The sequence below is a fragment of the Paenibacillus sp. FSL M8-0334 genome (assembly GCF_038000405.1).
GTDB lineage: Bacteria > Bacillota > Bacilli > Paenibacillales > Paenibacillaceae > Paenibacillus_AQ > Paenibacillus_AQ campinasensis.
The window spans coordinates 2276355-2291709 of record NZ_JBBOCH010000001.1 but is presented as its reverse complement, the minus strand read 5'-3'; the positions used below and the strand labels follow the sequence as shown (position 1 = coordinate 2291709).

14 protein-coding genes are annotated in these 15355 nt (G+C 55.4%); all 14 read left to right on the top strand.

Annotation, left to right across the window (positions count from 1 at the left end):
• Window positions 1-12: 12 nt before the first annotated feature.
• The 14 genes from MKX64_RS10000 (at window position 13) to ftsH (ending at window position 15304) form a co-directional block, all read left to right on the top strand.
• Complete coding sequence (locus MKX64_RS10000) at window positions 13-1695, top strand: putative polysaccharide biosynthesis protein (protein ID WP_341036284.1); 1683 nt, start codon at window positions 13-15, stop codon at window positions 1693-1695.
• 383 nt (window positions 1696-2078) lie between these two features.
• Window positions 2079-3602 carry a nucleoside triphosphate pyrophosphohydrolase gene (mazG, locus tag MKX64_RS09995; RefSeq protein WP_095267687.1) on the top strand — a complete coding sequence of 508 codons (1524 nt, stop codon included), beginning with the start codon at window positions 2079-2081 and terminating at the stop codon, window positions 3600-3602.
• A 157-nt stretch (window positions 3603-3759) separates the two neighbouring features.
• A complete protein-coding gene (locus MKX64_RS09990; protein WP_095267688.1) occupies window positions 3760-4032 on the top strand; it encodes an HU family DNA-binding protein in 273 nt (90 codons plus the stop codon).
• Window positions 4032-4310: an RNA-binding S4 domain-containing protein gene (locus MKX64_RS09985; protein ID WP_095267689.1), complete on the top strand. Its 279-nt coding sequence runs from the start codon at window positions 4032-4034 to the stop codon at window positions 4308-4310. Before MKX64_RS09990 ends, MKX64_RS09985 begins: the two co-directional genes overlap by 1 nt.
• Before the next feature lie 247 nt (window positions 4311-4557).
• Window positions 4558-4839: a sporulation protein YabP gene (gene yabP / locus MKX64_RS09980; protein WP_095267690.1), complete on the top strand. Its 282-nt coding sequence runs from the start codon at window positions 4558-4560 to the stop codon at window positions 4837-4839.
• A complete protein-coding gene (yabQ, locus tag MKX64_RS09975; protein ID WP_095267691.1) occupies window positions 4836-5405 on the top strand; it encodes a spore cortex biosynthesis protein YabQ in 570 nt (189 codons plus the stop codon). Before yabP ends, yabQ begins: the two co-directional genes overlap by 4 nt.
• A 14-nt stretch (window positions 5406-5419) precedes the next feature.
• Complete coding sequence (locus MKX64_RS09970) at window positions 5420-5767, top strand: FtsB family cell division protein (RefSeq protein WP_095267692.1); 348 nt, start codon at window positions 5420-5422, stop codon at window positions 5765-5767.
• 115 nt (window positions 5768-5882) lie between these two features.
• On the top strand, window positions 5883-6362 hold the full coding sequence (locus MKX64_RS09965) for a S1 domain-containing RNA-binding protein (RefSeq protein WP_095267693.1): 480 nt from the start codon (window positions 5883-5885) through the stop codon (window positions 6360-6362).
• Window positions 6363-6706: 344 nt separating this feature from the next.
• Window positions 6707-9220, top strand: a complete 2514-nt coding sequence (spoIIE, locus tag MKX64_RS09960) for a stage II sporulation protein E (protein ID WP_196426472.1) — start codon at window positions 6707-6709, stop codon at window positions 9218-9220.
• A 168-nt stretch (window positions 9221-9388) separates the two neighbouring features.
• On the top strand, window positions 9389-10129 hold the full coding sequence (locus MKX64_RS09955) for a vWA domain-containing protein (RefSeq protein WP_095399174.1): 741 nt from the start codon (window positions 9389-9391) through the stop codon (window positions 10127-10129).
• Complete coding sequence (locus MKX64_RS09950) at window positions 10113-11030, top strand: protein kinase domain-containing protein (RefSeq protein WP_095267720.1); 918 nt, start codon at window positions 10113-10115, stop codon at window positions 11028-11030. Before MKX64_RS09955 ends, MKX64_RS09950 begins: the two co-directional genes overlap by 17 nt.
• 88 nt (window positions 11031-11118) lie before the next feature.
• Complete coding sequence (tilS, locus tag MKX64_RS09945; protein WP_095399175.1) at window positions 11119-12543, top strand: tRNA lysidine(34) synthetase TilS; 1425 nt, start codon at window positions 11119-11121, stop codon at window positions 12541-12543.
• Window positions 12544-12600: 57 nt separating this feature from the next.
• Window positions 12601-13140, top strand: a complete 540-nt coding sequence (gene hpt, locus MKX64_RS09940; protein ID WP_095267696.1) for a hypoxanthine phosphoribosyltransferase — start codon at window positions 12601-12603, stop codon at window positions 13138-13140.
• Between the two features lie 97 nt (window positions 13141-13237).
• Window positions 13238-15304 carry an ATP-dependent zinc metalloprotease FtsH gene (ftsH, locus tag MKX64_RS09935; RefSeq protein WP_095267697.1) on the top strand — a complete coding sequence of 689 codons (2067 nt, stop codon included), beginning with the start codon at window positions 13238-13240 and terminating at the stop codon, window positions 15302-15304.
• The last annotated feature ends 51 nt before the right edge of the window (window positions 15305-15355 follow it).

The window sequence follows — 15355 nt, the reverse complement described above, 5'->3', positions numbered from 1 at the left end:
GGCGGAGAGATGATGAAACCGAATCAGACAGGAGCCAGGCTCCTTCAGGGAGCCTTTGTGCTTAGTGCGGCTGCGATTGGCTCAAAGCTGATTGGCACGCTGCAGAAAATCCCCCTTCAAAATTTGGGCGGAGACGAGGCCTTTGGCATTTATAATACGGTAAACCCGCTATATACGATGGTGATTACGATAGCAGCGGCCGGATTTCCGGCGGCCATATCGAAGTTTGTCGCCGAATATGAGAGCGAAGGAAGATGGCAGGACAGCCTCCGGATCGTTCGCCTCTCATCCCTGCTGCTGGTGTCGTTCGGTATGGTGCTCGGTGCCTTGATGTATATCGGCGCACCGCTCCTCGGGCACTGGATTGGAACGAGTCAGGTTGTGCCTTCCATTCGCTGCGCGGCGCTTGCGCTCGCTTTTGTGCCCTGGATGGCCGTGCTGCGGGGATACTTTCAAGGTCTTCATAACATGGTTCCGACTGCCGTCTCGCAAATTGTAGAGCAAAGCGTTCGCGTATCCGTCATGATCGTGCTGTTGCTCATCCTGATCCGGCAGGGAGCATCCCCGGACAGGATCGCCGCGGGCGCGCTGCTCGGCTCAGCGGCTGGCGGGGCCGCAGGTCTGCTCGTCATGGGCTGGTACTGGCGCAAGCAGACCGGATTGCGCAGGAGGGAGGGCGTTCGGCCCGGCGCGCATAGCGGCGGAGCACAGCTGGAGGTGAATGAATTTCGAGGAAGTGCCGATGATAGTAAGGAGGGGACCGGTGTTCTTCTTCGCCGTCTGATCGCCTATGCGATTCCGGTCTGTCTGAGCCTCCTTGCCGTTCCGCTCATCGGGCTGGTCGATACGTTCACGGTGCCTCGTCTGCTCAGCGATTCCGGACTGACAGGGCGAGGGGCGATGACGGAATTTGGATTGTACAACCGGGGCCTGCCCTTGGTCCAGCTCGTGACGATGCTCGCGACTTCATTGTCGGTGCTGTTTATTCCTGCGCTGGCGGAGGCGAAGCACAAGCGGGACGTTCACGCCCTGAAAGGGCAGACCCGCATGGCGCTGCGCTGGTTCTGGCTGCTCGGGATGACCGCATCGGTAGGGCTGGCGGTGCTGGCCGAACCGATCAACATCATGCTGTATGAGGATGCCGCCGGGACCGGGACGCTGCGCTGGGTCGCCTTTACTGCGGTTGGCGGCACGATGAGCATCATCTCGGCGGCGCTGCTGCAAGGGGTCGGCATCGTGCGCGCCCCAGCCGTGCATCTGCTCGCTGCGGCGGGGATCAAGCTTGCGCTGAACCTGCTGCTCGTGCCGCAGCTTGGCATTACAGGCGCGGCCGCCGCCGGCGTATGCGCCTATCTCACTGCAGCAGCGCTGAACATCGCGCTGCTGATGCGCCGCGCCGGCGTCCGCCCAGGCGCCGGCCAACTGCTCGCCCGGCCCGCGCTCGTATTCGCGGCCGTGGCGCTGGCCGCCTGGGCCGCGAGCAGCGCGGCAGGCGGCTTGCTTGGCGCGGCCGGCTTCGCCCCGGGCCGCGCGGCTGCGGCCGCCGCCAGCCTGTGCGGCGTGGCGGCCGGGGGCGGCGCCTTTGTGCTCGGCGCCGCCTGGACGAAGCTCCTCACAGCGGAGGAGCTTCGGATGCTGCCCAAGGTGGGCAAGCCGCTGGCCGCGCTGCTGCGGGCCATGCGCGTGCTGCGGTAGCCTTGGGCAGCTTGGGCAAGGCAGAGGCCGCCGGCGCATTCGCGCGCCCGGCGGCCCTCTGGGCGGCTTGACGGCCCAGCCGCCCTTATCGGCGCGTGCGGCCGTCTGACCCGCCGCCATGCTGGCCGCGCGCATGCCAGGGCAGCGGCGATGAATGCCGCCTCGCGCACCCGCGCCTGGCATGCCCAATGCCGCGCCCACCAATGCATGCAGCGGCTGCGGCTGCTGCGGAGCCGGACGCGCTCTGGCCCGCTATGGCGTCCGCTAAGTATGGACAGACGCGAGCCGGTGCGGGCCAGACGTGAGATGTTTGATCTTCTGTGCTATAGTAGTGTACGATATCAACGTCAATCCCGCGAACGAATAGCGAAAGGAAGTATCATATGAGCGCAGCAATTACGGTGGTTGGCCTCGGCTCGGGGAATCCCGACCGTCTAACCTTAGGTATCTTGAAAACGATGCAGCGCGCTTCCCGGGTATATGTGCGGACATTATCCCACCCGGTGATGGCTGCGCTGGAGGAACTTCAGGTGAAGCTGGAGTCGTTTGATCATGTCTATGAGACGCATGATACATTTCCGGAAGTGTATGAGTCTATTGCCTCTCAGCTGATCAATCTGGCGAAGGCAGGGGAAGCAGGGTCGGAGGTCGTCTATGCCGTTCCCGGCCATCCGATGGTAGCGGAAGCGACGGTGCGGCTCCTGCGCGAACGGTGCCCGAAGGAGCAGGTGGCGCTGACCGTCCTCGGCGGCGAAAGCTTCCTGGACGAAGCCTTTGTCCGCCTTGGCTTCGATCCGATTGAAGGCTTTCAGCTGCTCGACGCTGCCGAGCTGAACAGCCATATGGTACAACCCCAGCTGCACACCTTGATCGGCCAGGTGTACGATATGTTCACGGCCTCTGAGGTCAAGCTGGCGCTGATGGAGATTTATCCCGATGATTATCCGGTCATTGTTGGCCATGCCCTCGGCGTGGAAGGCGAGGAGTGCATCCAGCAGGTTCCGCTGTATGATCTGGACCGCATCGACGGCTACGGGAACCTGTCGCTTGTCTATGTGCCTCGCAGCGACGATGCCGGGCTCAGACAGCGTTCCTTCGCAAGACTGCACGAGATCGTGGGCATTCTCCGCAGTCCGGAAGGATGCCCGTGGGACCGCGAGCAGACCCATGAGTCGATCCGCAAGAATCTGATCGAGGAAACGTACGAGGTGCTGGAGACGATTGACGAGGACGATCCCGAGCATATGGAGGAAGAGCTTGGCGATCTGCTGCTTCAAATCATGCTCCATGCCCAGATGGAGGAAGAGCTCGGCACCTTCACGGTGTACGATGTCATCCAGAGCCTGAATGACAAGCTGATCTTCCGCCATCCGCATGTCTTTGGCGACCGCAGCGCCAATGATGCCGAGAGCGCGCTTCAGAACTGGGAGCAGATGAAGCAGGAGGAGAAGCGTCGCAAGGGACAGAATCCGCAGGAAGCCTCGGCGCTGGCCGGCATACCGCGCGATCTGCCGGCCTTGATGAAGGCCTACAAGCTGCAGAAGAAAGCGGCGAAGGTCGGATTCGATTGGGAGGACATCCACGGCGTCTTTCTCAAGATCGAGGAGGAGCTTGCCGAGCTGAGGGCCGCAGTGGCGGAAGGCGAGGCAGCCGAAGCCCAGGCACTGGAGCTTGGGGACCTGCTGTTTGCCGTATGCAACGCGGCGCGGTTTATCGGGGCAGATCCGGAGGAGGCGCTCTCTCGCACGAACCGGAAGTTCATTCAGCGCTTCCATTACATAGAGGAGCAGCTGGCTGCCCGGAACCGGTCTGTGAAGGACAGCACCTTGGAAGAGATGGAGGCACTGTGGCAGGAAGCGAAGTCGAAAGCGGGCGAAGATGGCGATATCCCGGGTGAACACCTATAACTTTTCACATCTATTTTAAAAAAATCAAGGAATTGCGGCAGGAATTCTGCAAGCAACCCAGAATATCCTTTTAGATGGCATACTGCGACGCAGCAGCCATCATTCACGGTAAATGACCGCAATTTTTACTTTTCTGATAATTGGGAGGATTTTATTCATGAACAAAACAGATCTGATCAACAACATTTCCAGCAAAAGCGGATTGACTAAAAAAGACGTTGAAAACGTCCTGAACGGTTTCCTTGGCGAAATCACCGATGCATTGGCTAATGGCGATAAAGTTCAACTGATCGGTTTCGGAACTTTCGAAACTCGCAAGCGCGCTGGCCGCACGGGCCGCAACCCGCAAACAGGCAAAACGATTGAAATCCCTGAATCGAACGTTCCTGCGTTCAAAGCGGGCAACAAGCTTAAAGAAGCCGTAAAATAATGCGCGTTGATAAATTCCTGAAAGTATCAAGGTTAATCAAGCGGCGTACCGTAGCCAAGGATGTGTCTGATCAGGGTCGGGTGCTGATCAATGGCCGAGAGGCCAAGCCAAGCACCGCGGTCAAGGTGGGCGACGAGATTACGGTCCAGTTTGGCCAGAAGCTGGTCACCGTCCGGGTGGAGCGTCTAGCAGACAGCACACGCAAGGACGAAGCGGCCAGCCTGTACACCTTGGTCAAGGAAGAACCGATTGCCAAAGACAACGGATTGGACTGGTAACGGTCCATGTCTATGGCTTCATAAAGCGTCCCTTCGCTCGTCGGAGGGGCGTTTTTTGGTATTTGTACACCTTGCCCGGCATGTAGCTCAGGCGGTCTCCGGCCGTCATGCAGCGTAAATCCCGCGCGTGCTGCAGATGACCTGAAGCGAAACCCGCCAGCGATCCGGCCGGACATGTGTTATAGGTTCAGGTTCTAAAGAAAGACCCCTCCCCATAAGCTATTGATAAAAAGGAGGGGTACATGCCATGATCGACCAAGGGAAGAGCAAGCGCCATGACCTGAGGATGCAGAACCGGAAGCTGCTGGACATCACCGGGGTTCAAAACGTGGAGAGCTTTGACAGCGAAGAATTTCTGCTTCAGACCGAGCTTGGGCATCTCACCATTCGGGGGCAAAATTTACATATTAAAAACCTGAGCCTGGAAGAGGGGCTATTGACGATTGAGGGTTTGGTGCATTCGCTGATCTATTTGAATCCCGGTTCCCAAACGAAAAACAAAAGCCTCCTGGGCAAGCTGTTTAAATGAACCCGAGTGTACAATGGATCACGCTGCTCTGGATGCTCTTCTCCGGAGCGGCGATGGGACTGGCCTTCGACAGCTACCGGGAGCTGGCCGGCCAGCTCCGCTTCCCGAGATGGTCACAGCATGCGCTGGACCTCATCTATTGGATTGCAGCCGCCCTGTTTGTGTTCCGGATGCTCTACGCGACCAATGACGGCCAGCTGCGGTTTTATGTGTTTATCGGTCTGTTTATAGGGGTTTGGATCTATTTTTTATTATGGAGTGTTATAACCCGGCGTTTTGTGGTAATGTTAATTCAGGTGACAAAAAGCTTGCTGTCTTTTTTGTCAAGACTGCTACGGGTGCTGATATGGAATCCCGTCATCGGCATTCTTAAATTACTGGTAGGGCTGCTTAAGCTGATTTGGAGGTTCGTCCTATCGCTGCTGCGTCTGATTCTGAGGTGTCTGATGCCTTTTTGGCGCCTCTTCACATGGATGCTGCGCCCGATTACGTCCCGGCTCCGGCTTCCGGCATGGAGCAGGCGATTAACGGACAAGGTTATCAAGGCGTGGAAGCGCTGGTTTTAGGGAGGGAAATGGTCATGGGAAGATTTGCTGACAGTCACAAGCAGGCTCCCCAGCAGAAAACGATAAACAAAGGTGCCCGCAGACGGAAACGAATTTACTTGACGATGATGGCACTGTTTTTGGTCTGGGCTGGCTCGACGCTGTTCTCTCTCAATGACCGCATCTATAATCAGAACGAGAAGCTGGCGGAGAGGCAAAAGGAGTATACGGCTGTGAACCAGTCGCTGGCGGAGCTCCAGCATGAGGTTGAGCGCCTGGAGGATCCGGAATATATCGGCCAGATTGCGCGGAGAAAGTTCGGTTTGTACCTGCCGAATGAGACACCGATCATACAGCCCCAAGATTCGGTTAAAGAACCGTAAAAAGGCATGACATACGTCTGTTGACCTTGTTCAGGCACTATCGTATAATCAAATCACCGCAGCGAGATTTTCAATAATCGAACTGTATATTTTTAAGGGAGGATCATTTTATTCTATGGCAATTGAAGTGGGCACCAAGTTAGAGGGCAAGGTGACAGGCATAACGCATTTTGGAGCTTTTGTGGATCTGTCAGGAGGTGTCACGGGTCTCGTTCACATCTCGGAAATCGCCGACAATTACGTGAAGGACGTCAACGACCATCTCAAGATTAATGATGTCGTTACCGTTAAGGTGATTAATGTCGATAAGGACGGCAAGATCGGTCTTTCGATCAAGCAGGCCGTCGACAAACCGGCTGAAGAGAGCCGCCCACCCCGGGGACCAAGACCGGAACGCAGCGGCGGAGAACGATTCGGAGGTGGCGGGGGTGGATTCAACCGTGAACGCGGCGGACGCCCGTTTAAGCCCGCAGCCAGCAAGACTTCTTTTGAGGATAAAATGTCACGCTTCCTGAAAGATAGTGAAGAACGGATTTCTTCGCTGAAGAAGAATACGGAAGGCAAACGCGGCGGACGCGGAGCCAAACGCATGTAATTTCGATAAAATATATAACCACCGCAGAGGCGATACGCTTTCTGCGGTTTTTTTGTCGCCGCATCCAAGCGTACGACAGGTTCCTACGCAATCTACGGCCATCGGCAGCCCTGGAAGGGGCAGAGGGATCGTCATTTCGGACGGAAGAACCGACAGCATAAACGAATGAGAACGACCCCGACACCAGCGGGCACGGGGATGAGCGGCATTTTCGCAACCGTTCGCAGAACCGGGCTTTTTTGTCGGAAATTTCTTTGGACGACCTACGGTGTTCTGACAAACTTTCTCAGGATGGGGTTTTATAATGGGACCTACCACAAATTCCTGAAGAATGGGGTGCCGTAATGATGGATAGAAGAAATTTGGTGATGTTTCCGGGTACGGAGACGGTAAAAGGGAAGTCTGGAGCTTGGCGTTCCCGTCTCGTTGAGTGGATCGGGCAGCTGTCTTTTCTGCAGGGCCCCCTCCAGCTGTTTGCAGCCAAGAAGTGGATGCTCCTCTTAACCTTTATGGGCTTTTTACTGGGACGAGCCATGATATTAAACGAGCTTTCGCCGTTTGCCGCAGCTTATTTCGCCGTCATCGTGTTCATGCGCAGAGACTATATGATGCCTGTAGGCGCGGCCATCATTGCAGGGAGCATGTTCGCGCCATCCCCCGCATTCTGGATGATTCCGGCGGAGCTGTTGATCTTTTATTTTCTGCTGCGGGGCCTTGAAACGTATGAACGGGCAGAAATATCCTACGCGCCGTTAATGGTGTTTGTCTCGACTTTCCTGGTGAACCTGTTCTCGGTGCTGATCGGCCCGTCGATGACCTGGTATGCGATGATGATGCTGACCTTGAATGCCGTGCTCAGTTTTGTTCTGACCCTGGTGTTCATTCAGGCGATTCCGGTGCTGACGATGCGCAAGAAATCCTATGCGCTCCGCAATGAAGAGATTCTGTGCCTCATCATTCTGCTGGCGTCGGTGATGACCGGTGCGGTTGGGTGGACCGTACAAGCCATGTCTGTTGAGCATGTGCTGTCACGCTACCTCATCCTGCTGTTTGCCCTGGTGGGCGGAGCACCGCTTGGTGCATCGGTCGGCGTCATTACCGGATTGATTCTTAGTCTGGCGAACATTTCGGCGTTTGCCCAGATGAGCCTCCTGGCTTTCTCCGGCATGCTGGCAGGCATGCTCAAGGACGGCAAGAAGGGAGGCGTATCGCTCGGGATGCTGCTCGGAGCGACGATCCTGTCCATCTACTTCAACAGTCCGGGAGAGGTGATGACATCCACATGGGAGACTTGCGCTGCGATTGTGCTATTTTTACTGACACCGAAAAGCGTCATTCAGGCGATTGGAAAATATGTACCCGGCACCCAGGATCACACCCGGTCACAGCATGAATATGCCAAGCGGGTCCGCGATCTGACAGCCGATCGGGTGTCCCAGTTCTCGCAGGTGTTCCGCCAGCTCTCGCAGAGCTTCGGACAGACCTCGGGTGCGCTGCATCCGCACGGCAAACGGACGGAGGAGATGAACCACTTTATGAATGCCGTGGCAGAGGGAAGCTGCGCGACCTGCTATAAGTGGAGCAGCTGCTGGGATATGAAATTTTATCAAACCTACAAATATATGACGGATATGATGACAGCGATTGAAGAGAATCCGGACATGGAGCCGAAGGATTTGCCGCCGGAGTGGAACCGGTTATGTGTCAAAAAGGAAGATGTACTGGAGACTCTGAAGCAGCAGTATCATTTATATCAACATGATATGCAGTGGAAACGGCAAATATACGACAGCCGTCACCTTGTGGCTGAGCAGTTGTCCGGCGTGTCCCAGGTGATGGAGGATCTGGCACGGGAAATCAAGCGCGAGAGTCAGGCGATGCATCTGCAGGAGGAACAGATTCGGGAGGCGCTTCAGCATTTGGGTCTGTCCATCCAAGGGATCGATATTGTCAGCCTGGACCCTGGCCGGGTCGAGATCGAAATTATCCATGCCTACACCCGCGGCTATGACGAATGCCGGAAGATTATAGCCCCGCTCCTGTCGGACATTCTCGGTGAGCATATCGCCGTGGTGGAGGAGACGATGACCCACCCTCGGGACGGTCTGGCGACAGTCCGGTTCGGCTCGGCCAAAACCTATGAGGTCGTCACCGGCGTAGCAGGCGCCGCCAAAGGCGGGGATGTCCTGTCCGGGGACAGCTTCAGCACGGTGGAGCTTGGGAATGGCACGTTCGCCGTCGCCCTGAGTGACGGCATGGGCAATGGGGAGAGGGCGAGGCTGGAGAGCAGCTCGGCGCTGAGCATTCTGGAGCAGCTGCTGCAATCCGGCATGGATGAGAAGCTGGCGATCAAATCGGTGAACTCGATACTGATGTTAAGGTCGCCGGATGAAATATATGCGACGGTGGATATGGCGTTAATTGATCAATATTCGGCCCGGACGACCTTTATGAAAATTGGCTCAACGCCGAGCTTTATTAAACGGGGCAACGAGGTCATCATGGTTACGGCGAGCAATTTGCCGATCGGGATTATTCAGGAAATCGAGGTCGATCTGATCTCGCTTCCGCTTCAGGTAGGCGATGTGTTGATCATGATGACCGACGGCATCTATGATGCGCCGGGGTATGCCGTGAACAAGGAGCTGTGGATGAAGCGCATGATTCAGGAGATTGACAGCAGTGATCCGCAGGAGATTGCGGATTGCCTGGTGGAGAAGGTGATCCGCTATCAGCAGAATCAAATTCATGATGATATGACGGTGGTCGTGGGCAGGGTGGATCATTATCATCCGGAATGGTCCAATGTGCGCGTGCCGGGCATGGCCCGCATGGAAAGACCGCGAACGGTAAGTTAGCGAGGGCCGGGGTGCCCATTGCCCGGGAAATGCTGTTTCCCGCAGATCAGAAGCACGGCGTCTGCCCGTCTATTCTTTCAATTCTTCGTTTGAAGTCTCTCAAATATGGAAATGATAGAGACTATAAGACAGGGTTGATGTCTAAGAAGAGTCGGGAGGCGACGAAGGATGAAACAAATTTTGCTCATTACGGACGGTTGCTCCAATGTAGGGGAAAGCCCGGTTATGGCGGCGGCGCATGCGCTGGCAGAGGGCATTGTTGTGAATGTGGTCGGCGTTCTGGACTATGGCACCATCGGGGAGCTTGGCGCGTTTGAAATTCAGGAGATTGCCAAAGCGGGAGGCGGACTGCACCGGATCGTAGGCACACCGCAGCTGGCCCAGACGATGCAGATGATGACAAGAAAAACGGTGGTTCAAACGATCCAGCAGGCGGTAAATAAGGAGATACAGCATATTTTGGGAGGAGGTTCGCTCGAGGAGCTTCCGCCGGACAAGCGGTCGCAGGTTGTGGAAGTGGTCGATGAGCTGGCCGAGACCTCATCGCTGGAGGTAGCGCTGCTCATTGACGCCAGTGCAAGCATGAAGCCGAAGCTCGCTGCCGTGGAGGAGGCGATCCGTGACCTGATGCTCAGCCTGAAAGCGCGGGCCGGAGCCAGCCGTCTTGCGGTCTTCCACTTCCCGGGAAGAGGAAGCGGGGAGGAGGTTGTGCTGGATGTGAACTGGACCTCGGATCTGGACGGGGTGCGGAGCATGTTCGGCCGCCTCCAGATGAAGGGAGCTACGCCGACGGGTCCGGCATTGTTAAAGGTGATTGAATTTTTCCAATATGGTACACTAGGAAATAATCAATCATGGAAGGGTCACACCGGCCAAGAGGAAGGGATGCTTGGTGACTACGTTGTCTAATGCGGGATATCCGCCCGGCACCGTTATTACAGGGAAGTGGCGGAAGAGCAGGTACATCGTGGAGCGTACGCTCGGCAAAGGGGCAAACGGACGAGTATACCTGGTCCATCGGGCCGGAGTCCGGCAGCGATATGCATTGAAGGTCGGCTATGATGCGCTGGATCTGCAGTCGGAGATTAATGTGCTGAGCGCGCTGAAGGAGCAGATGCACAACGCTTATCTAGTGGAGGCGGATGACCATCAGGACAGCAGCGGAGATGTTCCTTTCTATGTGATGCGATACATCGAAGGAGACCCGCTGCATCGATTCATCGGACGGCGGGGCAAGGAATGGCTCGGCCTCGTGGGGCTTAACCTGCTCGAGAAGCTGTCGCTCCTGCATGCATCCGGCTACGTCTTCGGCGATTTGAAGCCGGATAATGTCATGGTCTCTCCCTATGGCAAGGTGGAGCTGATCGATTACGGCGGGGTCAGCTCGATTGGACGAAGCGTCAAGCAATTTACGGAATGGTATGACAGAGGGTACTGGAATGCCGGAAGCCGGACCGGGGATATCTCCTATGATCTGTTCTCGTTTGCCGTGATGTGCATACAAGTGCTGGATGAGAAAGCGCTCAGAGAAGCGTCTCGCCAGCTCCCCCAGACGCGCAGCATGACTGATCTTGTGATGCTCGTGCGAAGAAACCCGGCGTTCAAGCCATATGCCGCATGGCTGAACAAGGCGCTGGCCGGGGAGTTCGCGGATTCACGGGAAGCGTTGAACCAATGGAGAGGCAGCATCCGGGGGCCGTCCGCAGGCAGAGCCCGCAGCAGGCAGCAGGATACCCCGCGCTGGCTCCGAAATGCGTTCGCGCTATCGTTATTTATTTTGGCGTGCACGATATTTTTTCTGTTTCGTTAGCCGCGCATCTTTCGGTAGGCGAAACATGACAGAAAGCCAGCCGTCTTGTGCGCCGGGCGCGCCTTCGGGTTAGCAAAGGGGATTGTTCATGGTGGAAGACAGGTTAAGATCATTCGTACAACACATCGAAAAGACAGCGGCGGACCACAAGCTGTGGACTAGCGGTGATCGCATCGTTGTAGCCGTTTCTGGCGGGCCTGACTCGGTGGCTTTGCTGCATGTGCTGCATGCCATCTCCACAAGGCAGGGGCTTGATCTGGTATGTGCCCACGTCCATCACGGTTTCCGTAAGGAGTCGGATCAGGAGGCGGAGCTGGTGAAGCAGCTGGCCGCCGGCCTGGACATCCCGCTGGAGATGGCCTATTTCGATATTCCTTCTTATATGGAAGAAAGCGGGAAAGGGGCTCAGGAAGCGGCGCGGGATAAAAGATATGAATTTTTGTTCCGAACCGCCCATAAATATAAGGCAAGCTCGATTGCGCTTGCCCACCACGCGGATGATCAGGCAGAGACGGTGCTGATGAGACTGCTTCGGGGCAGCGGTCCATCGGGGCTGGCGGGCATGAGGATGAAGCGCAGGGAGCAGCATATCGGCATCATTCGCCCGTTTCTGGAGCGATCGAAGGCGGAGATTGTGGAGCTGTGCGACAGGTGCGGCTTTGCCTATGCTGTGGACAACAGCAATCTGCAGACCAAGTACCGGCGAAACGCGATCCGGCTGGAAGTGCTGCCTTTTCTGGAGACCTACCACCCGCATATTTCCTCTTCGCTCAATCAGCTGGCCGAAGTGATTCAGCAGGAAGATGATTTTGTGGAGCTTGAGGCGCGGCGTGTGTACCAAACTTTGGTCCGGGAGAACAACGGAAGGCTCGCCTTTGAGGCGCCTTCCTTTTTGGGCTTACATGTTGCTTTACAACGGCGTTTGATTAAACTAATATTAAATTACCTGCCGTCAGAGCAGGAAAATGCCGATTTCAGTAAAATTGAATCGGTGCGCCAAGGCATTCTCCGCAAGGACCGATCCAACTGGCGGTTGGATCTTGGAGAAGGGATCACCTGTGTCAGAGAGTACGATACCATCGTCTTTTGGCCACAGCCGCCATCAGAGCAGGAACAGTACATATACACGATTGATTCACCGGCCATATCGGAGATCAGGCTTCCGGAGATCGGCAAGACGCTGATCATCAGCCATCACAAGGACCGAGGCAGGGGCAGGCCCAGCAGCGAAGCCGCCGAGGCGGAATTTGACGCGGATCGGCTTGCGTTTCCATTGACGGTCCGAAGCAGAAGGCCCGGAGATAAGATGAAGATCATGGGATTAAACGGCACCAAAAAGGTGAAAGATATTCTCATTGACGAGAAAATCCCTCCTTCCGAAAGGTCCCGTATTCCGATCGTCTGTGATCCTTCCGGGAATATCGTGTGGATTCCGGGTGTAAGGCGATCGATACATGCTGCCGTAGGGCAGCATACATCGCGTGTGCTCCGTATGGAGCTTGTGGAAATGTAGCAAGTGATGAACGAAGTTTCACGCTTTCATAGTATAACGTAGGAGGTTCGGCTAACGTTGCATAACGACATTCAGGAAGTACTTATCAGCGAGGAAGAGATTCAAGCCAAGATCAGGGAATTGGGGTCCAAGCTCAGCGCCGAATACGAGGGACGCAATCCGCTAGTTATTTGCGTTCTTAAAGGTGCGTTTATTTTTATGGCAGATTTGGTTAAAACGATAACAGTACCGCTTGAGCTGGACTTCATGGCGGTATCCAGCTATGGCGCATCGACCAAGTCCTCTGGTGTCGTCAAGATTATCAAGGATCTGGATGTGTCTGTAGAGGGAAGAGATGTGTTGATCGTTGAGGATATTATTGACAGCGGTCTTACGCTCAGTCATTTGATTGAAATGCTCCAGAACCGGAAGGCGAAGTCGGTTGCCGTGTGCACACTCTTCGACAAACCGGCGCGGCGCACGGTTGATCTTCAAGCCGATTACACCGGATTCGTGTTGCCTGATGCGTTCGTGGTCGGGTATGGGCTTGATTATGCCGAGCATTACCGGAACCTCCCCTACATCGGGATTTTGAAACCGGAAATCTACAGCAAATAATTCGCACGAGTGGTCATGGAACGCTGCCCATCCCCGTTTGTTGAGATGGCCAGACATGCGTGGTAAAATATCTATGTGTCTTGAGAGGAGGTAGGGGATGAGTCGGTTCATCCGGAATTCTGGTTTTTATTTGATTCTATTTTTGGTCGTAGTGGGCATAGTACAATTCGTTACTAACGGTGGCGAATCGGTAGACGCCCCTAGGTATGATCAGCTGCGGCAAGAAATGAAAGCCAACAACATAGAGGAAATGACGGTTCAATTTGACGGTTACGCATACCTCGTGACCGGTAAATATAGAGACGTCCCGGAAGATAAGTCGCAGAATTTCACAACGTATATTCCTGCTACGGATGCAGCAATGGAAGAGTTGACTTTGGCCAGCGAGAGCAACGGCGTTCAACTGAAGGTTGTGCCGATGGAGGGCCAGAGCATTTGGCTGACATTGCTATCATCCTTTATCCCGCTTGTCATCATGTTCGCTCTGTTCTTCTTCCTGTTCAATCAGGCCCAGGGCGGCGGCGGCAAAGTGATGAACTTTGGCAAGAGCAAAGCCCGATTATATAATGAAGAGAAGAAACGGATTACTTTTGAAGATGTGGCCGGGGCAGACGAAGAGAAGCAGGAACTTGTCGAAGTGGTTGACTTCCTAAAGGATCCTCGCAAATTCAATACCGTTGGCGCACGCATACCGAAGGGGGTTCTGCTTGTAGGTCCTCCGGGAACAGGTAAAACACTCCTGGCCAGAGCGGTAGCGGGCGAAGCGGGTGTTCCGTTCTTCAGCATCTCGGGTTCTGACTTCGTAGAGATGTTTGTCGGTGTCGGTGCATCCCGTGTGCGGGATTTGTTCGATAACGCGAAGAAGAACGCGCCATGTATTATCTTCATTGATGAGATTGATGCGGTAGGACGTCAGCGCGGCGCCGGTCTTGGCGGCGGTCATGACGAGCGCGAGCAGACGCTGAACCAATTGCTTGTTGAAATGGACGGTTTCGGTGCGAACGAAGGGATCATTATCGTAGCCGCGACGAACCGCCCGGATATTTTGGACCCAGCCCTTCTCCGTCCGGGCCGTTTCGACCGTCAGATTACGGTTGATCGCCCAGATGTAAAAGGCCGGGAAGCTGTACTGAAGGTTCACGCACGGAACAAGCCGTTGACGAAGGACGTCAAGCTCGACATTATCGCGAAGCGTACGACGGGCTTCACCGGCGCAGACCTGGAGAATCTCCTGAACGAGGCGGCCTTGCTTGCAGCACGCCGCAATCGTAAAGATATTTCCATGACGGAAGTGGATGAAGCGATTGACCGCGTGATCGTCGGTACCGAGAAGCGCAGCCGCGTGATCAGTGACCGCGAGAAGCGGATTGTCGCTTACCACGAGGCAGGACACACGATTGTGGGTTACTTCCTCGAGCATGCCGACATGGTGCACAAGGTGACTATTATTCCGCGCGGACGTGCTGGCGGATATGTCATCATGCTTCCGAAGGAAGACCGGATGCTGGTTACCAAGCAGGAGCTGCTTGATCGCGTTACCGGACTTCTGGGGGGTCGCGTAGCCGAAGAGCTGTTCATCGGTGAAATCGGAACCGGGGCTTACAGTGACTTCCAGCAAGCGACAGGTATTATCCGCAGCATGATCGTGGAATACGGGATGAGTGAGAAGCTCGGACCGATGCAGTTTGGCACTTCCCAAGGTCAGGTATTCCTTGGCCGGGATATTGGACACGAACAGAACTACAGTGACCAGATTGCTTACGAGATCGATCAGGAAATGCAGCGGTTTATCCGTGAGTGCTATGAGAAGTGTAAGCAGCTTCTGACCGACCATGCCAAAGAGGTGCATTTGATTGCGAACACCCTCCTTGAAGTGGAAACGCTGGAGCTTGATCAGATCAAGAGCCTCATTGAGACAGGTTCGATCAACAGCGGCGGAGGCAATAGCGACGATGAAGGCTCCTCCGAAGGCGGCGAACCGACGGTCGATAATATCGGCGACGTGAAGGTGCGTATCCAAGGAAAGGAAGAGGGACAACAACCGCTTCCTACGGAAGAAATTCCGAACAATCCGATGGATGACGAGAGCCGGAGCAGTGAGGATGAGGAACGTAAGGACCCTCCAAGCGGCTCGGACAAAGGCAGCGGCGGACCATTAGCGTAAAAACAGGCCGATAAAGCACCAAATACCGAATTATATTGAAGAACCGGAGAA